Source organism: Viridibacillus sp. NPDC093762 (genome assembly GCF_050279675.1).
Classification (GTDB): domain Bacteria; phylum Bacillota; class Bacilli; order Bacillales_A; family Planococcaceae; genus Viridibacillus.
This window is the reverse complement of record NZ_JBNNUK010000003.1, coordinates 216189-239247: the sequence shown is the minus strand read 5'-3', so window position 1 is coordinate 239247 and position 23059 is coordinate 216189. Positions and strand designations below refer to the sequence as shown.

Sequence of the window (23059 nt, the reverse complement as noted above, 5' to 3'; positions counted from 1 at the left end):
GTGCATTCTATCGCTTCTCATTGCATACTTGGCGTTATTACTGATAAAATGAATGCAACGATTTGGAAAAGAGTGATTCTAATGAAATGGTTTAAAAATGTAGTTGCTCGTATTATGGGTGACGAAATCGAAGAATATGATAATGAAAAAAAGATTCATAATGACAGAATTGAAATACAAGATACATATGAAGAATATATAGAACAAGAATTTGAAACAGTACAACAAGAAGATTCTATTCCCGCATTTTTACGTAAGAGAGATGCTTTCCGTTTCCCGGTTATTTCTGATTCGGAGCGCTCACAAATGATACAGAAGGAAACTCCAAGCAAGCAAGCGCCTCTACAATCGAATAAAAAAGTTAGACCAAAGCCACAATCTGTGCAACCAGAGCAATGGCAAGAACAGCGCCAAAGTCAAAAACAAGATCGTTTCCAACCAACTTCTCAAAGTCAAACAACATTGCAAAATAGAAGGTCACCATTTGAAAATCAGGTACAGCAATATCAGGAGTCAGCTCGTTTCGAACCACGAAAGCAGCTTAGACCAACAACGAAGAATCGTTATAACGATGCACCATCAAAACAAGAGCGTATTAATCCATTTAATCCAAAGCCAAATTTTGATACAACTGCTCCTTATAGGGAACGACCAAGTTCTTCACTTGGGCGTAGATCAGTTGAGAGTGAAACTGATACTAGCACAGAGCCAGAGCAAGTAAAAAAACAAAAGTTCAAACCTACAAATGTACCTTCACCCGTTTATGGTTTTCAAAAGCCACCTATGCGTTCTATTCATGACCAGCTAGAGGGCCATGAATCCAATGAACTAAAACAGATTGAAAATCATTTAGAAGTAACGCAACAGGCTACTGTAGAAGTAATGGAGTCACTACACACTGCTGCTATAGAAGAACATGCCATTGTAGAAACAAAGCTAGAGGAAACTCAAGTTATTACTGAAACAGAAATGAATGCAGCCCAAGCTATTGTAGAAACAGAAGTAGAAGAAGGCCAAGCAACTGTAGAAACAGAAGTAGAGGAAGTTCAAGCAACTGTAGAAACAGAAGTAGAGGAAGTTCAAGCAACTGTAGAAACAGAAGTAGAAGAAGTTCAAGCAACTGTAGAAACAGAAGTAGAGGAAGTTCAAGCAACTGTAGAAACAGAAGTAGAAGAAGGCCAAGCAACTGTAGAAACAGAAGTAGAAGAAGTTCAAGCAACTGTAGAAACAGAAGTAGAAGAAGTTCAAGCAACTGTAGAAACAGAAGTAGAGGAAGTTCAAGCAACTGTAGAAACAGAAGTAGAGGAAGTTCAAGCAACTGTAAAAAGAGAAGTAGAAGAAGGCCAAGCAACTGTAGACGCAGAAGTAGAAGAAGGCCAAGCAACTGTAGACGCAGAAGTAGAAGAAGGCCAAGCAACTGTAGAAACAGAAATAGAAGAAGTTCAAGCAACTGTAGAAAGAGAAGTAGAAGAAGGCCAAGCAACTGTAAAAATAGAAGCCGAAGAGGTCCAAGCTGTTGTTGAAACAAAAGCAGAGGAAGCTCAAGTTATTACTGAAACATTTGAAGAACAGCCTCTCGAAGTTGCTATTGAAGAGGATATAACTGAATCCACTATAAGAATGGAAAAGGTAAATGATCAATATAGTGATTGTGAAGAAATTGCCTCTCCAACCACTTCTCATTATGTGGAAGAGCCAATCCAGCAACAGCTAATATCTGTTGCAATTAAAGAGCAGGATGAAATTGTAGAACAAAATCTAGAAGTAAAATTAGTTGGGCAGGCACAAACTTCCATAGAGGAGATTACTATAGAAGAAAAACCTGCCATTATCGAAGGACTTATTCGCCGAGCAGAAGAGCCTGAAGATGAGCTTTTAAAATCAGAAGATGTAATCATAGGAGCAACTATAAAGCCATCTGATAATGTAGAACAGATAGAGGAACCATCTTCAAAAGAGGAAGGGTACCAAGAGCCAATAAAAAAAGAAGAAAGTAAACTTCCTTTTAATGTTCTCATGTTAAAAACAGATAAAGAAAAATGGGTACTGAGAGAAGCAAAGACTAAGCAATTATTTAATATGAATGTAGAAGAAACTGTACTTCCTTTGGTCGCAATAGAGCAACCTATTGGGACGATTTTTACTGAGAACCCTGTACAACAACCCATGTTAGAATCTTTTACGGTGTCTGATAATCAAGAAGTTGCGGCGACAACAGTTGAGCCAGTTATCGAACCAGAAATTGAAGAGCCTATGCCATCACGTATTAACGAAAACCTTGATGAATCTCTAAAATATTTAGAGTCACCAGAGGAAAAGACAGAGGATTTTGAATGGATGGATATGCAAGGTGAGAAACTAATTGAAGCACTCTCTTATTTTCAAGTAAAAGGAGAGATTGTTCAAATCGTGCAAGGACCTGCAGTAACGCAATTTGAAATTACGGTTGGTCATGGTACCAAGGTGAGTAAAATACGTAATTTAGCAGATGATCTGAAACTGGCTCTTGCTGCTAGGGATATACGTATTCAAGCGCCGATTCCAGGTAAGAGCTCAATCGGAATTGAAATTCCAAACCAAAAATCACGACCAGTGCGTATTTCTGAGATTGTTGGTGACCAGTTATTTATTGATTCAGATTCGCCTCTTGAAGCTGCTTTGGGTTTAGATTTAACAGGAAAACCGGTAACGCTTGATCTTCGTAAAATGCCTCATGGATTAATTGCAGGGGCAACTGGATCTGGTAAATCTGTTTGCATTAACTCAATTTTGGTTAGTCTATTATTGAAAGCTAGCCCACAAGATGTGAAACTGCTATTAATTGACCCTAAAATGGTGGAATTGGCTGCATTTAATCATATTCCTCATTTAGTGAGCCCGGTGATTACCGATGTCAAGGCAGCTACTGCAGCTTTAAAATGGGCTGTAGAGGAAATGGAAAGACGTTATCAGTTATTCGCACATGTTGGCGCGCGAGATATTACTCGATACAATGCCATGGTTGAAGAAGAACGTAAATTTTCATTGAAAATGCCATATTTAGTGATTGTCATTGATGAATTAGCAGATTTAATGATGATGGCTCCTACTGATGTGGAAGAGGCTATTTGTAGAATTGCTCAAAAAGCAAGAGCTTGTGGAATTCATTTAGTACTTGCAACTCAACGTCCATCAGTCGATGTTATTACAGGGCTAATTAAGTCTAATATTCCGACGCGTATTGCTTTCTCTGTATCATCTCAAATTGATTCACGTACAATATTAGATAGCCAAGGTGCGGAACGATTATTAGGTCGTGGTGATATGCTGTACTTAGGTAATGGAATGTCTGGGCCTATTCGTGTGCAAGGTACATTCGTAACGGATGAAGAAATAGAAGCTGTGACAGACTATATGCGATCACTAGGTGAACCGGAATATATTTTTGAACAAGAAGAATTGTTGAGAAAAGCTGAGGCCGTTGAGGAACAAGATGAGTTATTTGAAGAGGCATGCCGTCATATTTGTGAGCAAGGTACAGTTTCGACATCTTCTTTACAAAGAAAATTCCATATCGGTTATAATCGCGCAGCCAGATTAGTAGACATGATGGAGGCTCAAGGATTTATATCCGAGTCAAAGGGTACAAAACCACGTGATGTCTTTTTGAAAACACAAGATTTAGAGAATCTCTTTAATAACGGATATGATGAAATGTAAATTATTTATGACTAATGTCTTATTATTCTAAATAATAAAAGTGAAAGAGTGGGAATTATCGTTTATTTTAGAAGTGTAGTAATCCATGCTATAATGTAATATGTTTTAAAGATTTGATTAATCAAGGGTAAGGAAACTTTCCCGGGAGGTTTCAACATGACAGTTTATCATTTTACAGGAATTAAAGGATCAGGAATGAGTTCACTTGCACAAATTCTATTTGATTCAGGTGAGACGGTTCAAGGTTCCGATATCGAAACATACTTTTTTACAGAAGATCCTTTAAGAGAGCGCAATATTACTATCTTGCCTTTCGATGAGAACAACATTCAACCAGGAATGATTGTAATTGCGGGTAATGCTTTTACGGACGAGCACCCAGAGTTAGTAAAAGCCCGTGAAATCGGTGTAGAAGTAATTCGTTATCATACATTCCTAGGGGAATATTTAGAACAATATACATCAGTCGCTATTACAGGAGCCCATGGTAAAACTTCAACAACAGGTTTAATGTCTCATGTGTTAGAAGGAGACAAGCCGACTTCGTTTTTAATTGGTGATGGTACTGGTGGCGGGGCAGTAGATGCTCAAAACTTCGTAATGGAAGCATGCGAATATCGCCGTCATTTCTTAGCGTATCACCCAGATTATGCAGTGATGACGAATATTGATTTTGATCACCCTGACTATTATAAAGATATAGAAGATGTGTTTGATGCGTTTCAATCGATGGCATTACAAGTGAAAAAAGCTATTATTGCTTGCGGTGATGATGAACACTTACAAAAAATTCAAGCTAATGTACCAGTCGTATTTTACGGTTTGGGTTCTGAAAATGATTTTGAAGCGCGTAATGTAGAAAAAACAACTGAAGGTTCTACCTTCGATGTTTTCGTACGCAACGAATTCTATAGTAAATTCCATATTCCAATGTTTGGAGATCATAATGTCTTAAATACACTTGCAGTGATTTCTTTATGTCATTATGAAGGAGTTCCAGCTGAAACGATTCAAGCTCGTCTAAGTACTTATGATGGTGTTAAACGTCGTTTTACTGAGACAGCAATTGGCGCACGTACATTAATTGATGATTATGCTCACCATCCAACAGAGATTAGAGCGACGATTCAATCTGCACGACAAAAATACCCGAAGCGCGAAGTTGTAGCTATTTTCCAACCACATACATTTACACGTACGCAAGCTTTTTTACAAGATTTTGCGGATAGTTTAAGTGAAGCAGATAGTGTTTATCTTTGTGATATTTTCAGCTCTGCGCGTGAAAAATCAGGTGCTCTGTCTATACAAGATTTAGTAGATCTAATTGAAGGCAGTGAATTATTGAAGTTAGAAAATATTCCTTCTTTAATAGAGCATAAAGATTCTGTATTCTTGTTTATGGGTGCAGGCGATGTGCATAAATTCCAAGAAGCATTTGAAACACTTTTATTAGCAGAAAAAGCATAATACAAGCAAAAATATATAAAAAAACAGTTTAACCTCTTCTAGAGGCTGAGCTGTTTTTTTAATGGAAAATTCTTTATTTTTGTAGTATAGTGATGATGATTAGCAGGATTTAGCAATGTTTTGTTGAATGTATTGTAATATGTAATGTTTAAATACATTCATTTTGTGGGAACTTAAATGTATATAGTTAGGAGGGTGTAAGATGATAGTTATTTTGTATATAGCAGCACTAGTTGCGGCTGTTGGGTTCCTTGTTTTATGTATTGGTTTAACAATGACATTAAATTCGTTGAAAACGACGTTAAATAATGTAGCGAATACGATGGCTGGAATTGAAGGTCAAATGCAAGGGATTACACGTGAGACAACAAGCTTGTTAGAAAAAACAAATAGTTTGGCAGAGGATATTCAGGATAAATCTCAACAACTGAATACCGTAGTTCAAGCTGTTAAAGGTTTTGGCGATTCAGTAAATGGATTGAATAATTCAGTGCAACAAGTGACATCTTCTATTTATTCAAACGTTTCGAAAAATAGTGATCAAATCGCTCAAGTTATTCAATGGAGTAACGCTTTTATGGGAATACGTGGTAAGATGAAAGAGCGTAAAGCAAACAGTGAAACAGTTTCGGTGAATACACTAGATGAAACTGGTAAGCGAAAAAGAAGAAAATAAGACTTTGGGAGGCGCTAGGTATGTCAGAACAAAAACCGAATTACAATGATGTGAGAAATAATTATGATGTTTATGGGAACCAAGGAATTGAGGGTTCGGAAGTGAATGCTTACTTACCACAACCTTATGAACATAAAACTGAATCTCTCTATGACGAATCCAATGTAAATGTAAAAGATTTTGTGATCGGTGCATTTGTAGGTGGTATTGTTGGGGCTGCTGCAGCGTTATTTTTAGCTCCTAAAACAGGTAAAGAATTGCGTGAAGATGTTGCAACACAAGCGAGCCAAATCAAAGTGAAAAGTATTGAGCTTTCTTCCACTGCAAAGGAAAAATCTGCTCAAATTTCAAAAACGCTACAAGAACAATCAGGTCAACTAGTTGATAAAGTAAAATCAATCAAATCTAAAACAACTCAGCCATTGGACGATGGAACGGCTTCTTCTGAAGGTGAAGAGCCGATAGATATCATGGAAACAATGGAAAAAACGATTGCAGAATATGAAGCAGAAACTAATGAGCCGACGGCTGTAAGTTTGGCTCTTGAAGAAGCAGTAGAAGTAGTCGAGTCTGTAACGAAAGAAGCAAAAGCTGAAGCGTCAAAAAACTGATAATGTAGTAATAAGTAAAAAGCTATCTCAAAGTTCGTTATTAGAACATTTGAGATAGCTTTTTTTCGTTTTTTATAAGATTTCTTGCTCTATTTTATTTAATGTAATAGAAAGTCGATCGCCACCGAAGATTTCTGCATCGAATTTTGAAGGTTTTTCATTACGTAATATTGAAAATGAGCCTTTGAAATCTGTAGGTAATTGCCAATTGGAAAAACGGAATACATCTTGGTAAATCCAGTTACTAGTATCTTTTGTGACAAATTGAATTTTTGCGCCATTTGGTATGACATCGGATTTATTAGCAATTTCTCCATTTATATAAACAGCCATGCAAGTTTTAATCATTTCTAACGTTTCATCTTGGAATGTAACGATTATGTGGTCCTCTAATTGCATGTTAAGGCGCTTAGAGATTAGTTCAACTGTCGGCAATTCGGTCAATTTGATAGTTAAGCGATCATTGTTTTTCATAGCATAATGAAGTTTTGTCGGAATACTGTTAAGTGTTAAACTACTTGTGAATTCTAATAAACTTACAGGCTTGTTATCAATATAGATTGTAAATGGTGTTAATCGTTTTATAAGGGCTTGATTGTTAGTCCAATGTAAAATTTCTTCTACGGTATCGGCAGTTTTAATAGAAACAATGTCACGATCTTTCAATTGTGTATCCGAGGAGACCGTTTGGCCGTTTACCGTGACTTTCGGTTGTATTTCGTATGTTAAATCTTGGATGTATACTTTTTTAATACCGGTATCATCTAATATATCTTTCACCGAAGCTTGAGCAGGCGCTCCATTTTCGCCTTCTTTTAACTCGATGATATCACCATTTTGGATGAGGTGTTTGGTGTTTGCTTCATTACCGTTGACGAAAATTTCAGTTGGACTGCCATGACTGCCAGGTATAAAGATGTCCTGATCGTTTACTTTAATTGATAGAGCTAAACCTGGTTTACCGTATAATTTTGTAGCTAAAACATTGGCTGCAAGTAATGCGTCTGACACCGTCATCTCTTTTAATTCAAATAGACGGATAATTTGTTTATTAACTTCAACGGTCATATATTTTATTGGTGCTCGTTTTGCGGCAATGGCAATACCAATTGGTGTTACAAGCTCAGGAGAGGCAGGCACATGGTCCTCCCTTGTGAGTTGTTGAATGGCATCAATTCCTCGAACTGCTACCCGATTTTCTGGTAACTCTAAAACTCTGCAAAGTTCCAGTGGTAAATCCGGTGTTAAACTGCCACCACCTACTAGTAAAACAGCTTTTGGCGCAATTTGATTATTTAATCGTAAAATTTCAGTGCCAATTGCTGTAGCAAGTTGTACGACTGCTGGACGTAATTTTTCCATAATTTCAGAACGAGGGTAAAACTGGTCGAAGCCTAATATATCTTGAATATTAATCTCATCTTGCGTAGCCATTTCTTTTTTTGCTTTTTCAGCAACAGGGAAGTCCAGTAAGTAATGGTCACTTAACGCCTCTGTAATTTCATCACCAGCTGTAGGTACCATTCCATAAGCTACAACTGTACTTTTATCTGTAATGGCTATATCCGACGTACCTGCACCTATATCCACTAGAGCGACATTTAAACGGCGCATTGTAGGAGGAATTAACGCATTGATGGCTGCGATTGGTTCAAGGGTTAATGCTTCCATCTCTAAATTTGCACGTTTAAGAGCCGCTAACAGCGATTCTACGACGACTCTTGGTAAGAAGGTAGCAATTACTTCAACTGAAGCTTCCTCGCCTTGTTGGTCAATTAAACTGCCAATTTCTTCTTGGTCTAAACGGTAGTATAAAACTGAATAGCCAACACAATAATAATGACTAGTATTATTTTTTTCTTCTTTATTTTGTAATAATTGTTGCTGGGCTTGTTGAACAGCAGCTAATTCTAAACGGCTGATGTCATCTTCAGTGAAAGCAATCCGATTTTTTATATTTATCGTGACAGCAGCTTGTTCAGTTTTTAAAGCTCGACCGGCAGCAGCAACACTTACTTTATGAAGAGGGCCGTGTTTCTCTTCAAGTTGAGTTTTAATTTTCTCTATTAAAGTTGCTACATGTAATACATTATGTATTTGGCCATCTACCATGGCACGTTCCTTGTGTTCTTCAATCATTAAATCGACAACGTGGAAATTTTCACCTTGTTCTTCTATAATAATTCCGACTACAGAGCGTGTACCTATATCTAATGCAAATAGCTTAGACATCACGTTTTGCCACGTCCTTTCATGTTCATTTAAAACAATATACTTCGCCGCGTTGAAGCGTTAAAGAAATTTTGCGTGACTTTTTTAAAAACATTGATTATAATATTCATATTATCTAAAAATGTATCACAGTTTTCAGTCTACTGAAAGTACCTGATACGAGGAAGTGAGGAGAAACGCAATGAGTCATCAAAATTTAGAGCAATTACGTGACCGCGTAGACGCATTAAACCTTGAAATTTTAAGTTTAATTAACGAACGTGCAGAAGTCGTACAAGAAATTGGAAAGATTAAAGAAAAACAAGGTGTTAATCGTTATGATCCTCTTCGTGAGAGACATATGTTGAACCTTTTGAAAGAAAATCATGAAGGTCCACTTAGTCAAGGTACAATTGAACATATTTTCAAAGAAATCTTTAAATCAGCATTAAAATTACAAGAAACAGATCATAAAAAAGAATTATTAGTATCTCGTAAACGTAAACCAGAGGATACAATTGTGAATATTAACGGAGAAGCAATTGGATCTGGAGAACCAACATTCGTATTTGGTCCATGTGCGGTTGAATCATACGAACAAGTAGCAGCAGTTGCTGCATCAATTCAATCAAAAGGTCTGAAAATGATTCGTGGTGGAGCTTACAAACCACGTACATCTCCATATGACTTCCAAGGTCTAGGTCTTGAAGGTTTGAAAATTTTAAAACAAATTTCAAAGGAATTCGGTTTAGCTGTAGTTTCTGAAATTGTTACACCATCACATTTGGATGAAGCACTAGATCATATCGATGTTATCCAAATCGGTGCACGTAATATGCAAAACTTCGAATTATTAAAAGCAGCGGGAGCGACAAATAAACCTGTACTTTTAAAACGTGGTTTAGCAGCAACAATTGATGAATTCATCAATGCCGCAGAATACATTATCTCAAAAGGTAATGATCAAATTATTCTTTGTGAACGTGGTATTCGCACATATGAAAAAGCGACACGTAACACATTAGATATTTCAGCTGTTCCAATTTTAAAACAAGAAACACATTTACCAGTATTTGTAGATGTAACGCACTCAACTGGTCGTCGTGATTTACTATTACCATGTGCTAAAGCAGCCATTGCTATTGGAGCAGATGGTGTCATGGCAGAAGTTCATCCAGATCCAGCAGTAGCATTATCGGATGCTCAACAACAAATGAGCATTCCACAATTCGATGAATTCTACGAATCAATACAAAAGTTCATGAAATCTTACGAAATACACGCATAATAGGGGGTGACGATTCGAATTACTAGAATCGTCACCTTTCTTTTGTTGAAAAATCTTTGGTAATTGTCGTATCATAAAAAGAAGAAAAGAAAAGGAGGTCATCAAGTGACCGTTACAATTTATGATGTTGCACGTGAAGCAAATGTTTCTATGGCGACAGTTTCACGTGTCGTCAACGGCAACCCAAACGTTAAGCCGTCAACTAGAAAAAAAGTTCTTGATGTAATTGAACGTTTAGAATATAGACCAAATGCGGTTGCTCGTGGCTTAGCAAGTAAAAAAACAACGACAGTAGGCGTTATCATTCCGGATATATCCAATATTTTCTATGCTGAACTTGCGAGAGGTATTGAAGATATCGCGACAATGTATCGCTATAATATTATTCTATCCAATTCCGATCAACGAGAAGAGAAGGAAATACAGTTATTAGATAATATGTATGGAAAGCAAGTTGATGGAATTGTTTTGATGAGCGAGCAAGTCACAGAAGAACTATTAGATAAAATGAGGAATTCCCCAGTACCAATCGTTTTGGCAGGTTCAATTGACCAAACAAAAACAATACCATCTGTAAATATCGATTATTTACAAGCGGCTTATGAAGCAGTTAGCCGACTAATAGATAATGGCCATAAACGAATTGCTTTTGTGTCAGGACCATTCACTTCTACGATTAACCGAGAATATAAATTTACTGGCTACAAGAGAGCACTAGAAGAAGCTGGAATTGAATTGGATAACAATCTTGTTATTGCTAATGAAGACTCTTATGATAGTGGTATCGAAGATTGGTCAGAGCTAAGCAAGATTGAAAATGCACCAACAGCCTTCTTTGCTGGTAGTGACGAGCTAGCCATCGGAATTATCCATGGTGCACAAGATGCAGGTAAGAAAGTACCGGACGATATTGAAGTAATTAGTTTTGAAAACTCTAAGCTAGCACGAATGGTACGTCCTCAATTAACAAGTGTTGTGTTACCGCTGTATGATATAGGTGCGGTTTCAATGCGCCTATTAACTAAATTTATGAACAAAGAATCAGTGGAAGATGGAATTGTTATACTTCCACACCGTATTGAAGAACGAGATTCAGTAAAATAAATTGTTCAATAAAAAAGGATTGCTCTAGCACCGTGTGAAAGACGATTGGAGCGATCCTTTTTATGTATGTTTAGCTTTGGATAGAACGAATCATATACAATGCTTTTTCTAAAATTTGATGATTTTTTTCTGTTATTTCTACTTTTCTTGGAACTTCATTATACATATTAATTGGATCCATCCAAGTAGGGATTAGGGTGACTGGAGATTCGGGCTGCCACTTTTCTAACCAAGCAGACGGGAGCGGACCATCAGGAGCTTTTTGATCAGTCATTTCTGTCCAAATAAGTGACCATGCCCTTGGGACTACTCGCCAAATATCATAGCCGCCTCCACCGACAGCAACCCAGCGGCCATCACAGTATTCATGTGCTAGCTCATGAGCAATCCGTGGAATTTCTTTATACATCTTCATCGAACCATACAGATGAGTTAAGGGGTCAAAATAATGCGCATCTGCACCATTTTGTGTCAAAATCACATCTGGTTTGAAATGCGCGACTATTTCTCTAAAGGCTGTTTCATAGATGTCCAAAAATGAATCATCTTCTGTGAAAGCATCAATTGGTAAATTAAAAGAAGTACCATGACCCTCACCTGTTCCTCTTTCTGTTACGTTCCCAGTGCCAGGGAAAAGATAACGACCTGTTTCGTGAATAGAAATAGTACACACATCTGGATCATCGTAGAAGCTCCATTGAACACCGTCACCATGATGTGCGTCTGTATCAATATAGAGTACTCTAGCATTGTATTTTTGTTGCATATACTTGATGGCTACAGTACTGTCATTATAGATACAAAATCCCGAAGCACGACTTTTAAAGCCATGATGAAGTCCACCACCTAAATTAGCAGCATGCTTAGCCTTTCCTTGCATCACATAATCACATGCGGTAAGGGTGCCACCAACGATATGAGCACTCGCTTCATGCATAAATGGAAAGATGGGAGTATCCTCTGTGCCGATGCCATACTGCTCACCTTGTTCATTTGTTATTTCACCGCGACCTGCTTTTTTTACTATATCCATATACTTTGGATCGTGACCAAGAAGAATTTCTTCATCTGTTGCGATACGTGGTTCAACAATATCTGCTTTATTTAAGGCACCAAGCGCATTTAGTAAATCAACTGTTAAAGTTAGTCTTTTTTGATTAAAAGGATGAGTGTCTGAAAATTTATATCCAAGTTGGTTATCTGAGTAGATGAATACGGCGTTCTTTTCTACAGTTTCATGCCCGGCATATTTGGCCATAGCACATCAAACCCTTCTTTTCGTAAATCCTCAATGATGGAAAGAGGATTCATGATTTTTACTCGTATAGATAGTATTTTCATCTCATCAAACTCTTTATCAGGATATACTAAGACACTCAATACACTCGCGTGGTGCTTATGGAATATTTTTGTTACTTCAAATAATATGCCTACGATATCTGGTACACGAATTTCTATATGTGAGCTTGGTTTATTTGCTCCAGTCAACTCAATATAGTTATAAAGTAAATCTGTTCCTGTTACAATGCCTACTAATTTACCACCACTGATGATAGGTAAACAACCAATACGATGTTCATAAAAAATTATGGCGATCTCTTCGACGAAATCAAGAGGATGGCCAACAATTATATTCTTTGTCATAATATTTTCTAATGGTTGGTCATAGATACCTTCATCTGGTATTTTGAGCAGGGAAGACGGAAGCGCGTTTTTTATATCCCTTTCTGTCACTAGGCCAATAACTTCATTAGCTGCATTTGTAATAGGTAAATGACGAATCTGTTCTTTTTTTAGTAGCTGAACAGCCTCCTTAATAGTGTTGGATGGCTTTAAGGAGAACACAGTTGTATTCATGATTTCTTCAACAATCATAGACAAAATCCCCTTTGCTTAGTTGTTTAGTACATGAAACGGCTTTTAAATCGTAGCTGATCAAACCTTTGAATTGATTCACTATCAACTCTACTACCAATACGTGCCATTAGGCAATTCGCAGGGTGTGAAGAGATTTCAGGTTCATCTGTAGCGAAATTCTCCAGACCTCCCGCGTTCATCATTTTCTCCATGATTTTACGATATTCCCAAACATTTAGTCCGGTTCTTTTTAAATCCCAGTGCCAATAATATTCGGTTGTAATAACTATATAGTCCTCCATCGCATCATCCATCATAGATACGCGAAGTATTTGTTTACCTACACCTGCTCCACGAAATTCTGGTATGACTTCGATTGCTCCAAGCTCGATTAAATTTTCCATTTTTCCTTCTGACCAACGTTCTAATGGATCAGGGTATAAAAAGGTTGCATAACCGACGATGGTATCCTCATTACGTGCAATAATAATACGTCCTTCAGGTAATTTGGCTATTCCTATTAACGCTTTAAATTGTTGTTTAGCAACTCGAAAAGCTGTTAAATCCTCATGGAATTTTAGTTTTTCTAATTGCTCAGGTGGGATAGGACCTTCAACTACAATTTGACCTGATTTAGTTTCCATATTAACACCGTAATAAGTTTTAACAAATTCCATTATTTCACCACCTTACTAAGATATTGTATTTCAATTATACATGAATGAAAAAGAGAATAATCACATAAATGAGAAAATTATATGTCTAGTGTCGAAAGTTTGTGGGCTGAAAAAAGGTGTAATTAATGAGGTTTAGATGTAATTAAATGGTATAAGAAAAGAGCATTCTACACATTTGTAGAATGCTCTTTGAGAAGGATTAACTGTTGTTACTCAGTACTAGTATCTTTATCTTTATCGGTACTTGGGTCTTTATCTTTATCTTTGTCTTTATCTTTGTCTTTATCTTTATCTTTATCGGTACTTGGATCTTTGTCTTTATCTTGCTCTGTTGTATTGTCTTTGTCTGTTGTTGGCTTATTATTATCTGTATTAGGTTTCTGGTTCTTATCTTTGTCAGTATTTACGTTTGTATTTGAAGAATTGTTATTTTGCTGTTTATCTTTATTCTTATCCTTGTCTTTCTCATCATCAGGTTTGTTTGCAGCATCTAATCTTTCTTTCTCTTTTGATGATAGAATACTTGCAGGATCTCCACCCAAGGTACCTAACATACGAGAGATAAAGTTAGGGTTTAAGCTGCCATTTGAGTTGAAACTATCATCTGGACTAGTAGGTAGCATCACTTGAGAGTTAAATAAATCAGTACGAGAGAAGCCTGCTTTTGAACACTCTGATGATAATGCACGTCCAGACAAACCACAGAATGTTTGACTTACTACACCTGCAGGAGCAGTGAAGCGTTTGCCAGATGCTGTAGCTAATTTTGGATTAGAATCATAAACAGAGTTCATCAGTTTTGCCCATAACAGATTTATACGAGTACTTGGTTGCAAGTAAGTCTCATTGTATTGATAAAGTGTTTGTGGTGTATCATAACCCATCCATACACCTAGTGAAATGTCTGGATTGTATCCAACCAACCAAACATCTTTATAATCTTGAGATGTACCTGTTTTAGCTGCGAAGTCTGCACTAAATTTCAGGCCAGCATTTGCTGTTGTACCAGTTCCTTGTTTCAATACATCACGCATCATATCCGTAATTATATATGAAGTTTGAGGACTATATACTTGTTTCGCTTTAGATTTGTGTTTATATACTGTTTTGCCATCAGAGTCAACAATTTTAGAAATCATATAACCATCTACGAATTTACCCCCATTTGCAAATGTAGCAAATGCATTAGTATTTTCCTCCACAGTTACACCGTATTTTAGCGCTCCAATAGAAGCTGCGTAGTTCGTGTAATCATCTGCATCCAAATTTGAGAATCCATTTTTCACTAATAAATCAGCAGGTCTACGGTTCATAATTTGGCTGTACAGTCGGATTGCTGGTAAGTTTTGAGAGTCTTTTAAAGCTTCACGTGCCGAAATAATACCTCGGTTATCACTTTCAATATAGTTTGATGGAGACCATCCATTAATATTGAATTTCACATCGACTACAGGACTACCTGCACCGATCAAGCCATATTCAATCGCAGGTGCATAAACTAACAGTGGTTTCATAGTAGAACCATTTGAACGTTTTGCTTGTGTCGCGTGGTTTAACTCTATCAATTTAAAGTCACGGCCACCGATAAAGCTTAAAATTTTACCTGTTTTGTTTTCCATGACGATACTACCAACTTGTACAGGTACATCAACTTGTTTACTTTTTCCAGTCTCTGAATCTGTAACAGTCTTTTTAAATGTAGCTCCGTAATAGGGAAAGTTATCTTTTACATTTTGCATATTGTCATACATTTTCTTATCGATTGTAGAGTATATCTTGTAACCTTTTGATCGCAATTCACGATCCGCTAAGATTGTATATTTTTCTTTTAATTTCTTTTCATTTTTTAATCGTTTTGGATCTAATCCATCTTTTTCAGCTAAAATAGTAGCCATTATATCTTTCGCACGGCTTTCAATTTCATATGTTACATATGGATATTTTTCTTCGGGGCGAAGTTCCGGCTTACGGAAATCTTTTTTAATATTGTATTTCAGTGCTTTTTCATACTGCTTGTCCGTAATATAGCCTGTTTCATGCATACGATATAAAACAGTTTTCATACGGTTAATACCAAGTGCTAATGAATCTTTATCTTTCAGCTTTCCTTGCTGTGTAAAGGGTGTATAGGCATAAGGCGATTGTGGAATACCTGCGATATAGGCAGCTTGTGCAAGATTAAGTTCACTTGCTTTTTTATTGAAAATACCTTCAGCTGCTGTTTCGATTCCAGCAATATTACGACCAGATGCATTTCTACCATAAGGAATAATATTTAAATAGGCTTCTAAAATTTCGTCTTTGTCCATGAATTTTTCAAGTCGCATTGCGAGTAATAATTCCTTCGCTTTACGTTCGTAAGAAACTTCATTCGTTAAAATTTGGTTTTTAATTAATTGCTGCGTTAATGTGGAGCCACCTGTTTGAGTCGAAGAGTTCGTTACATCTTGTAACAATCCACGGAAAACTGCTTTGGGCACAATACCGTTATGTTCATAGAAGTATTCATCTTCTGTAGCTAGTACGGCATTAATTACGTTAGGCGAGACCTTATCTAGCGTAGTTTCACGTCGTTCTAAGTCTGAACGCATTTTACCTAAATATTTTCCACCTGCGAAGTAGAGATCACTCGTTTCATCATAAGTTAAAATGTCGCTACGCATTTCTGCTTTTGCTCGCAGAGGCTCATCTTTTACGAGGGAAGCAAAATATCCAGCGCCAATAGACCCTACAAATACTAAACCGATAACTGCTAATGTGATAAATAATAAACATAAATTCCAGATTACGCTTGATGTTATGCGTAGTGTTTTCATCCATTTCATAGAAGTCATTTCTTGAATACGATTGTCTATTTTTTCAACCCATTTTTTAAATTTTTCTATCACTAAATCGACCTCCTAAAATCTCGTTAATTATACCATAATTGATTTATGACTAATAATATTTATTGACAATGAATTTAAATGAAGTACAATAGTCATTAATAGTTTTTCGAGCGTTGAAAAGTGCGCAGTAGTGAACATATTCCCTGTATAGAGAGCTAGCGGTAGGTGAAAGCTAGTCATAATATGGACACGAATTACACATTTGGAGCGAGAACGTAAGCGTCGCGTTAAGACGTATGAGCCGGAAGAATCATTTTTTCTTCAAGCTGGGTGGTACCGCGTTAAATTGTGATTAACGTCCCTGCATATTTATATGCAGGGACTTTTTTTATTTATATTAGGAGGTAAGGATTATGACAAATCTATTATTGGAAGATTTACAGTGGCGTGGCCTACTGTACCAACAAACAGATGCTGAAGGTATGGAAAAATTATTAAATGAAGAATCTGTTTCTTTGTATTGTGGTGTTGACCCAACTGCAGATAGCATGCATATCGGACATATCGTACCACTACTTACTTTAAGAAGATTCCAAATGGCAGGTCACCAACCAATTCTATTAGTCGGTGGCGCTACTGGTATGATTGGTGATCCATCAGGTCGTTCTGAAGAGCGCCAATTACAAACAGTTGAACAAGTTGAGAAAAACGTACAAGGAATAAAAAAACAATTAGAGCGTATTTTCGATTTCAATTCAGATAACGGTGCAAAACTTGCAAACAACCGCGACTGGATTGGCTCAATGAATACGATTGAATTCCTACGTGACTACGGTAAATTAATCAATGTAAACTACATGCTTGGTAAAGATACAATTTCATCTCGCCTAGATACTGGTCTTTCATTTACTGAATTTGCTTACACAATTATTCAAGGAATTGACTTTAACCACTTATACGACAACTTCAACTGCCGTATTCAAGTAGGTGGTTCTGACCAGTGGGGAAATATTACAACTGGCTTAGAAGTGATTCGTAAAACACATGAAGAAGAAACAAAAGCATTTGGTATCACAATTCCACTTGTAACAAAAGCGGATGGTACAAAATTCGGCAAAACAGCAGGCGGAGCAGTTTGGTTAGATGCTGAAAAAACATCGCCATACGAGTTCTACCAATTCTGGATCAATGCAGCTGACTCTGATGTCGTGAAATACTTGAAAATCTTCACATTCCTATCTCGTGAAGAAATCGAAGCATTAGAAACAGCTGTAGAAACTGAGCCACATCTACGTAAAGCACAAAAAGCATTAGCTGCTGAAATGACAAAATTAATTCATGGTGCAGAAGGTTTAGAACAAGCAATTCGTATTACAGAGGCATTATTCTCAGGTGACTTAAAAGCACTTTCAGTAGAAGAAATGAAAGTAGCATTTAGTGGCGTACCTTCTGTTGAAATCGCAAAAGAAGATCAAAACATTGTCGATCTAATCGTCGAAGCTAAAATTTCATCTTCAAAACGTCAAGCCCGTGAAGACGTAACAAACGGAGCTATCTCAATCAACGGCGAAAAAATTACAGATTTAGCATACACTGTAGACGCTAAAGACCGCCTAGAAGATGCATTCGCAATCGTAAGAAGAGGCAAAAAGAAATACCACATGGTACAGTTCTCTTAAATGCTGAAGGCGCTCAATCAAGGATCGTAACCTAAGTACGCGGCGTCCTGCCGCAACGGTTACGTGACCCACATCCTGTGGGCCTTCGACAAGCACAGGAACTTTCGAAACAAAGCATCATTTCAGCTTTTGTCCGAGAAAGTGGAAGTGCCTCGAGAGTCTAGCGCCTGAAGCTGGATATGCTGAGTAAATGCTGAAGGCGCTCGTTCAAGGAACGTAACCTAAGTACGCGGCGTCCTGCCGCAACGGTTACGTGACCCACATCCTGTGGGCCTTCGACAAGCACTGGAACTTTCGAAACAAAAGCATCATTTCAGCTTTTGTCCGAGAAAGTGGAAGTGACCTCGAGAGTCTAGCGCCTGAAGCTGGAAATCTTGATTAAAGTACTAGTTATTTGTCCATTAAGACTACTGCTCACTTTAAAGTGAGCAATAGTCTTTTTTTGAACTTAAGAAAAGAAGTATAGAACTAATAGACATTATGATTATTAAAGAAAACTTTTCTATATATAGAGTAGGCTCTTTTGTAAGAAAATAACCCTATTTAATCGTAAAATATTGAAATAAAAAAAGGGTTACAAAAAAAGACTCCCCACTTAATGTGAAAAGTCCTTTACTATTATTAAGTTCATCTCATTTTTCAATAACCCATTCAGGTAACGTGAGATTTTCATACTCTTTGGGATGTATTAAGGTTGCCAACTTCAAAGCACCTTCTAGTAACCTAGGTGAAGGACGGCAATAGAGCCATTCCTCCATTACATGAAGGTGTTCTAATTTTATAGCAGACATCTCTGATGCACCAGGTCTTTTCAGAAGGTGTCCAGGTTTAATCCGGTGGTGTTGAACACCGACCCATGCTAAAAACGCATAATCAGGATTTCGCTTTAAAACATCATTCCAATCGGTCTGTACGCTAGCTAATTCAACATCAGCAAAGAGGTTTACACCACCCGCAATTTCGCTTACTTCAGTCAGCCAGTTAATACTACCTGGTGTGAAAATAGGGTTTGGCCACCATTCCCAATATAATGAAGGTTTAATTTCACAACTTTCGCCGATTTTCTTCATACTAGCAACAAAGCTCTCAAATTCAGCAGCTCTTGTCTCAGCATGTTCGAGTACGCCACATGCTTTACCTAGTATACGTAAATCGTCAGCAATTTCTTGCAGACTATTAGGATTTAGAACGAGATGTGGAATTTTACGACGCTCGAGTTCCTCAATATTCTTCTCCATTCCAGGGACGCTAAGTGAAGCGATGACGAGCTCGGGCTCCATGCTTTCAAGCAAATCCATATTAATAGAAAGATCTGGTCCAAGCCGTGGTAAATGCTGAATAGAAGATGGCCAATCAGAAAAATCATCGATAGCAATTAACTGATGCTCAAGTTGTAAATAGGTGAGTAACTCAGTATTACTAGGGCAAATTGAAATGATTTTCATTTATAAAAGACCTCCTTTTAAATAAAAAATAGCCATTCGTTAAGTGTTATTATAACATAACGAATGGCTATTTTTGGCTATAGCTGAAAACGAGATTAGATTATGACCAGCGACTCATGCCACCTTTAACATTATAAACAGAAGTGAAGCCTGCTTTTGAAAGAATACTAGCAGCACGAGCACTTCGCATACCACTTTGGCAGATAACGATGATTTCCCTGTTGGCGTCGAGTTTGCTTACTTTGCTAGGTAGTTGATCTAATGGGATATTTTGAAATTGTACAATATGCCGGGTTTTATATTCACCTGGTGTGCGGACATCGATAAGTTGCTTTGATTTGTCATCTAGCATGTTTTTTAAATCATTTGTAGAAATATTTTTTACACCTTTTGCTGTTTTGGTACGGAAGTACATAAAGAGAGAGATTGCAAGTAGTAGGATAATCCATTCCATTATTGTAATTCTCCGTCTCTATTATTTGCTGTTGTTAGTTGCTGGATAATTTTCATAGCTGAATTTGGGTCATAACCAAGTACCCAATTACCATTAATATTTGTTTGGGGTACACCAAGACGACCAGTTGCAGCTATTAGTTCTTGAGCAATTTCAGGTTTTTCTTGAATAATTACTTCTTTATAGAGAATGTTCTGTTCGTGTAGAAAATTTTTCATTAATACGCAGTAACCACAATTTACGGCTGAATAAACGGTCACATCCAATGTCATTTTGTTATTGCCTCCAATTGAAAGTTTATTCTATATACCCTGGTAGGTATTTTTAATATACTATGGAGGGTATGGATTTTCAACTAATTTGTTTTGTAACATCTTTACTTGACACAATACCATTAGGGGTATAATATCTAATACTGTTACATGATATGCTTGGATTGAGGTGACAATAATGGAATATGACGATCAAATTAAGAATCGTTTGAAACGAATTGAAGGTCAGCTAAAAGGTGTTATCCGCATGATTGAAGAAGAAAAAGAATGTAAAGATGTCATCACACAATTATCTGCCTCTCGTTCAGCAATTGATCGCGCGATTGGGCTTATTGTAAGTACTAATTTAGTGCGTTGCATGGAAGATGAAAATGAGCTTAAAGGGAAAGATAAAGAAACTTTAATTAAAGAAGCTGTAGATTTATTAGTGAAGAGCCGATAATCGACTCTTCCTTATTTTAAATATAATATATACCCTGTGGGGTAAGGGAGATAATGAAAATGAAATCAATTTCAGTAGAAGAAGTACAACAATTATTAGAATCAGGTAAAGAATTAAATTTAATTGATGTTCGTGAAGTGGATGAAGTAGCAGCGGGTATAATTCCAACAGCCATCAATATCCCATTAGGTTTAATCGAATTTCGTATGAATGAATTAGATAAATCAAAAGAGTACATTATGGTTTGTCGTTCAGGTGGGCGTAGTGGCAACGCAACAATGTTTTTAGAAAATCAAGGTTTTAATGTGGCTAATATGGATGGCGGCATGTTGGCTTGGTCAGGCGATGTTGAATAAATTACAGCCATAAGAATCGTATTAAAGAGTATGCATTTCGCATACTCTTTTTTATATGGAACAATATTGGAGTGTAAAGATGTTTTATTAGATGATGTGATAATTGAGAAAGAAGTTGAAAGGCTCGCATAGTCATTATTATTGTTGTATTACTCTTATTTATCAAAAATGAGTTTTAGGTAGAATATACCTATATTATCTTTGGTATGATTTTAACAGAATACTAGAAGGGGAGAATTATTAATGAATGAATTACAAGAAACAAAGCAGCAAGAGATATTACATCCATTTTTCTCTATTTGGTTACATCCTAAAAAAACGGCCAGATATATACTTGATCATAAAGGATTAGGTTACGCTATTATGTTCATATTGCTCGGAGGAATGGCGGGTGTACTTTTCGGTGCTATGGATATGGAATTACCTTTAGATATTCCAACTTGGGGTATATTATTGATTTGTGTAATTGGTGGACCATTAATTGGCTTGTTTACATCTGCTATTGGAGCAGGGGTAATCTTACTAATAGGGAAAATGTTTAAAGGGAAGGCAACTTACAAAGAGATGTTCAAAGTAATGGGGTTATCCTCAATCCCTCATATTTGGTTAGCACCCATTTTATTATTATGGATGGCATTCTCACCAGAAACTTTCTTTAGGATGGATAGCGATTATCTTGAAGTGAAGAACCTTTTAGTAACGCTAGTTTCGAGTCTAATCTCGTTTTGTGTCACGATATGGTCTTTTGTTATTAACGTGGGGGTAGTTGCAGAGACGCATCGTTTTTCTAATTGGCGTGCATTTTTCACGATTTTCATTCCAGGCTTCGTTGTTTTTGTTATTTTGCTTATTTTTATTATTATTATTACGTTCTCATTTATGGGGCAAATGTAGAGTGTTGATTAGTAAATTAACCTAATTCTTATCTACTTGAGGCTAATTGGACATCCAGAATTCTTAGGGTGTTCGTTAGCCTCTTTTATATACTATTTTTTAAATGTAGCTTGAAAAAAGAATTAGTTTTTAGTTAATGGAGAATATATAATAAAAAAACCTTGTGCCCGCTAATATGACGGGTACAAGGTCTTGGAAAGAACAAAGATTAACGAGAGTAGTACTCTACGATATAAGCTTCGTTGATTTCAGCTGATAATTCGCTGCGTTCTGGAAGACGTACAAAAGTACCTTCTTTTTTGTCTGCATCGAATGTTAGGTATTCTGGTACGAAGTTGTTTACTTCGATTGCTTCATTAACAACATCAAGGTTTTGAGATTTTTCACGAAGAGAAATCACTTGACCTGGTTTTACGCGGAATGAAGGGATATCAACGCGTTTACCATCAACCAAAATGTGGCCGTGGTTTACTAATTGACGAGATCCACGACGAGTGCGTGAAAGACCTAAACGGTAAACTAAGTTATCAAGGCGAGTTTCAAGAAGAATCATGAAGTTTTCACCGTGGATACCTTGCATTTTACCAGCTTTGTCGAATAGAGTACGGAATTGACGTTCGTTCATACCATACATATGACGAAGTTTTTGTTTTTCTTGTAATTGTAAACCGTATTCTGATAATTTTTTACGTTGGTTAGGACCGTGTTGTCCTGGTGCGTAAGGGCGTTTTTCGATTTCTTTACCTGTGCCGCTTAGTGAAATACCAAGGCGACGAGAAAGTTTCCATGATGGACCTGTATAACGAGACATAGAGAGTCTCCTCCTTTAATTGGTTTTATTTTGTTGTAAAATAAAAACCAGATGTATCCAGAATTATTGACATTTTATTTTCATGCAACTTCGCCCATGCAGCCAAAGGGTTACGTGTTACACCATCCATTTCTGGAGGAATAAAATGAAAGCAATAAAACCATACAACTGCTGCGTTTATTTTACACAAAAATCATTGTAACTTTTACATAGAAATGTGTCAAGGTAAATGAGAGATAGTAGAAAAGATATGACAAGTAGATAAAGGATAAATCAAGGAGTTTTGAT

General features: G+C 36.8%; 20 protein-coding genes and 1 other annotated feature. Of the genes, 10 read left to right on the top strand and 10 right to left on the bottom strand.

The window, feature by feature from the left end; genetic code table 11:
• The first annotated feature begins 81 nt into the window (after positions 1 to 81).
• The 4 genes from ACQKM9_RS06585 to ACQKM9_RS06570 all read left to right on the top strand — a co-directional run bounded on the left by ACQKM9_RS06585 (position 82) and on the right by ACQKM9_RS06570 (position 6453).
• A complete protein-coding gene (locus ACQKM9_RS06585; protein ID WP_427733590.1) occupies positions 82 to 3699 on the top strand; it encodes a DNA translocase FtsK in 3618 nt (1205 codons plus the stop codon).
• A 156-nt stretch (positions 3700 to 3855) separates the two neighbouring features.
• Complete coding sequence (murC, locus tag ACQKM9_RS06580; RefSeq protein ID WP_427733589.1) at positions 3856 to 5166, top strand: UDP-N-acetylmuramate--L-alanine ligase; 1311 nt, start codon at positions 3856 to 3858, stop codon at positions 5164 to 5166.
• Positions 5167 to 5368: 202 nt separating this feature from the next.
• Positions 5369 to 5842 carry a DUF948 domain-containing protein gene (locus tag ACQKM9_RS06575; RefSeq protein WP_427733588.1) on the top strand — a complete coding sequence of 158 codons (474 nt, stop codon included), beginning with the start codon at positions 5369 to 5371 and terminating at the stop codon, positions 5840 to 5842.
• A gap of 20 nt (positions 5843 to 5862) precedes the next feature.
• Positions 5863 to 6453, top strand: coding sequence for a YtxH domain-containing protein (locus ACQKM9_RS06570; RefSeq protein WP_427733587.1), 591 nt, complete (start codon positions 5863 to 5865; stop codon positions 6451 to 6453).
• A gap of 72 nt (positions 6454 to 6525) precedes the next feature.
• Here ACQKM9_RS06570 and ACQKM9_RS06565 read toward each other — a convergent pair whose 3' ends face one another.
• Entirely contained in the window at positions 6526 to 8688 is a 2163-nt protein-coding gene (locus ACQKM9_RS06565) for a cell division protein FtsA (protein ID WP_427733586.1), read from the bottom strand.
• Positions 8689 to 8866: 178 nt separating this feature from the next.
• Here ACQKM9_RS06565 and ACQKM9_RS06560 point away from each other — a divergent pair, with 178 nt between their 5' ends.
• Together ACQKM9_RS06560 and ccpA are read left to right on the top strand one after the other, a co-directional pair.
• A complete protein-coding gene (locus tag ACQKM9_RS06560) occupies positions 8867 to 9952 on the top strand; it encodes a bifunctional 3-deoxy-7-phosphoheptulonate synthase/chorismate mutase (RefSeq protein WP_427733585.1) in 1086 nt (361 codons plus the stop codon).
• Positions 9953 to 10057: 105 nt separating this feature from the next.
• On the top strand, positions 10058 to 11056 hold the full coding sequence (gene ccpA / locus ACQKM9_RS06555) for a catabolite control protein A (RefSeq protein ID WP_427733584.1): 999 nt from the start codon (positions 10058 to 10060) through the stop codon (positions 11054 to 11056).
• 70 nt (positions 11057 to 11126) lie between these two features.
• Here ccpA and ACQKM9_RS06550 read toward each other — a convergent pair whose 3' ends face one another.
• The 4 genes from ACQKM9_RS06550 to ACQKM9_RS06535 form a co-directional block, all read right to left on the bottom strand.
• A complete protein-coding gene (locus ACQKM9_RS06550) occupies positions 11127 to 12314 on the bottom strand; it encodes an acetoin utilization protein AcuC (protein ID WP_427733583.1) in 1188 nt (395 codons plus the stop codon).
• Entirely contained in the window at positions 12284 to 12931 is a 648-nt protein-coding gene (locus tag ACQKM9_RS06545) for an acetoin utilization AcuB family protein (protein ID WP_427733582.1), read from the bottom strand. Before ACQKM9_RS06545 ends, ACQKM9_RS06550 begins: the two co-directional genes overlap by 31 nt.
• Positions 12932 to 12957: 26 nt before the next feature.
• Positions 12958 to 13590, bottom strand: a complete 633-nt coding sequence (locus ACQKM9_RS06540; protein WP_427733581.1) for a GNAT family N-acetyltransferase — start codon at positions 13588 to 13590, stop codon at positions 12958 to 12960.
• 209 nt (positions 13591 to 13799) lie between these two features.
• The gene (locus ACQKM9_RS06535) at positions 13800 to 16424 is read right to left on the bottom strand and encodes a transglycosylase domain-containing protein (RefSeq protein WP_427733665.1); all 2625 of its coding nucleotides are present in this window, start codon (positions 16422 to 16424) and stop codon (positions 13800 to 13802) included.
• A gap of 158 nt (positions 16425 to 16582) precedes the next feature.
• Positions 16583 to 16784, top strand: a binding site (T-box leader).
• A gap of 47 nt (positions 16785 to 16831) precedes the next feature.
• Between ACQKM9_RS06535 and tyrS the strand changes: the two genes are divergently transcribed.
• Positions 16832 to 18097 carry a tyrosine--tRNA ligase gene (gene tyrS / locus ACQKM9_RS06530; RefSeq protein WP_427733580.1) on the top strand — a complete coding sequence of 422 codons (1266 nt, stop codon included), beginning with the start codon at positions 16832 to 16834 and terminating at the stop codon, positions 18095 to 18097.
• A gap of 632 nt (positions 18098 to 18729) precedes the next feature.
• Here the strand turns inward: tyrS and ACQKM9_RS06525 are convergent.
• From ACQKM9_RS06525 to ACQKM9_RS06515, 3 genes are all read right to left on the bottom strand, one after another.
• Complete coding sequence (locus ACQKM9_RS06525; protein ID WP_427733579.1) at positions 18730 to 19542, bottom strand: cobalamin-binding protein; 813 nt, start codon at positions 19540 to 19542, stop codon at positions 18730 to 18732.
• Between the two features lie 100 nt (positions 19543 to 19642).
• Entirely contained in the window at positions 19643 to 19996 is a 354-nt protein-coding gene (locus ACQKM9_RS06520; protein WP_427733578.1) for a rhodanese-like domain-containing protein, read from the bottom strand.
• The gene (locus ACQKM9_RS06515) at positions 19996 to 20268 is read right to left on the bottom strand and encodes a glutaredoxin family protein (protein ID WP_427733577.1); all 273 of its coding nucleotides are present in this window, start codon (positions 20266 to 20268) and stop codon (positions 19996 to 19998) included. The genes ACQKM9_RS06520 and ACQKM9_RS06515 overlap by 1 nt, the downstream gene beginning before the upstream one ends.
• A gap of 178 nt (positions 20269 to 20446) precedes the next feature.
• Here ACQKM9_RS06515 and ACQKM9_RS06510 point away from each other — a divergent pair, with 178 nt between their 5' ends.
• From ACQKM9_RS06510 to ACQKM9_RS06500, 3 genes are all read left to right on the top strand, one after another.
• A complete protein-coding gene (locus ACQKM9_RS06510) occupies positions 20447 to 20710 on the top strand; it encodes a metal-sensitive transcriptional regulator (protein WP_427733576.1) in 264 nt (87 codons plus the stop codon).
• Between the two features lie 59 nt (positions 20711 to 20769).
• Complete coding sequence (locus tag ACQKM9_RS06505; protein ID WP_427733575.1) at positions 20770 to 21066, top strand: rhodanese-like domain-containing protein; 297 nt, start codon at positions 20770 to 20772, stop codon at positions 21064 to 21066.
• Positions 21067 to 21309: 243 nt separating this feature from the next.
• A complete protein-coding gene (locus ACQKM9_RS06500; protein WP_427733574.1) occupies positions 21310 to 21960 on the top strand; it encodes a Yip1 family protein in 651 nt (216 codons plus the stop codon).
• 208 nt (positions 21961 to 22168) lie between these two features.
• On the opposite strand, the gene rpsD is transcribed toward ACQKM9_RS06500, so the two are convergent.
• Together rpsD and ACQKM9_RS06490 are read right to left on the bottom strand one after the other, a co-directional pair.
• Positions 22169 to 22771 carry a 30S ribosomal protein S4 gene (gene rpsD, locus ACQKM9_RS06495; RefSeq protein WP_427733573.1) on the bottom strand — a complete coding sequence of 201 codons (603 nt, stop codon included), beginning with the start codon at positions 22769 to 22771 and terminating at the stop codon, positions 22169 to 22171.
• Between the two features lie 25 nt (positions 22772 to 22796).
• The gene (locus ACQKM9_RS06490; RefSeq protein ID WP_427733572.1) at positions 22797 to 22961 is read right to left on the bottom strand and encodes a hypothetical protein; all 165 of its coding nucleotides are present in this window, start codon (positions 22959 to 22961) and stop codon (positions 22797 to 22799) included.
• Between the last annotated feature and the right edge of the window lie 98 nt (positions 22962 to 23059).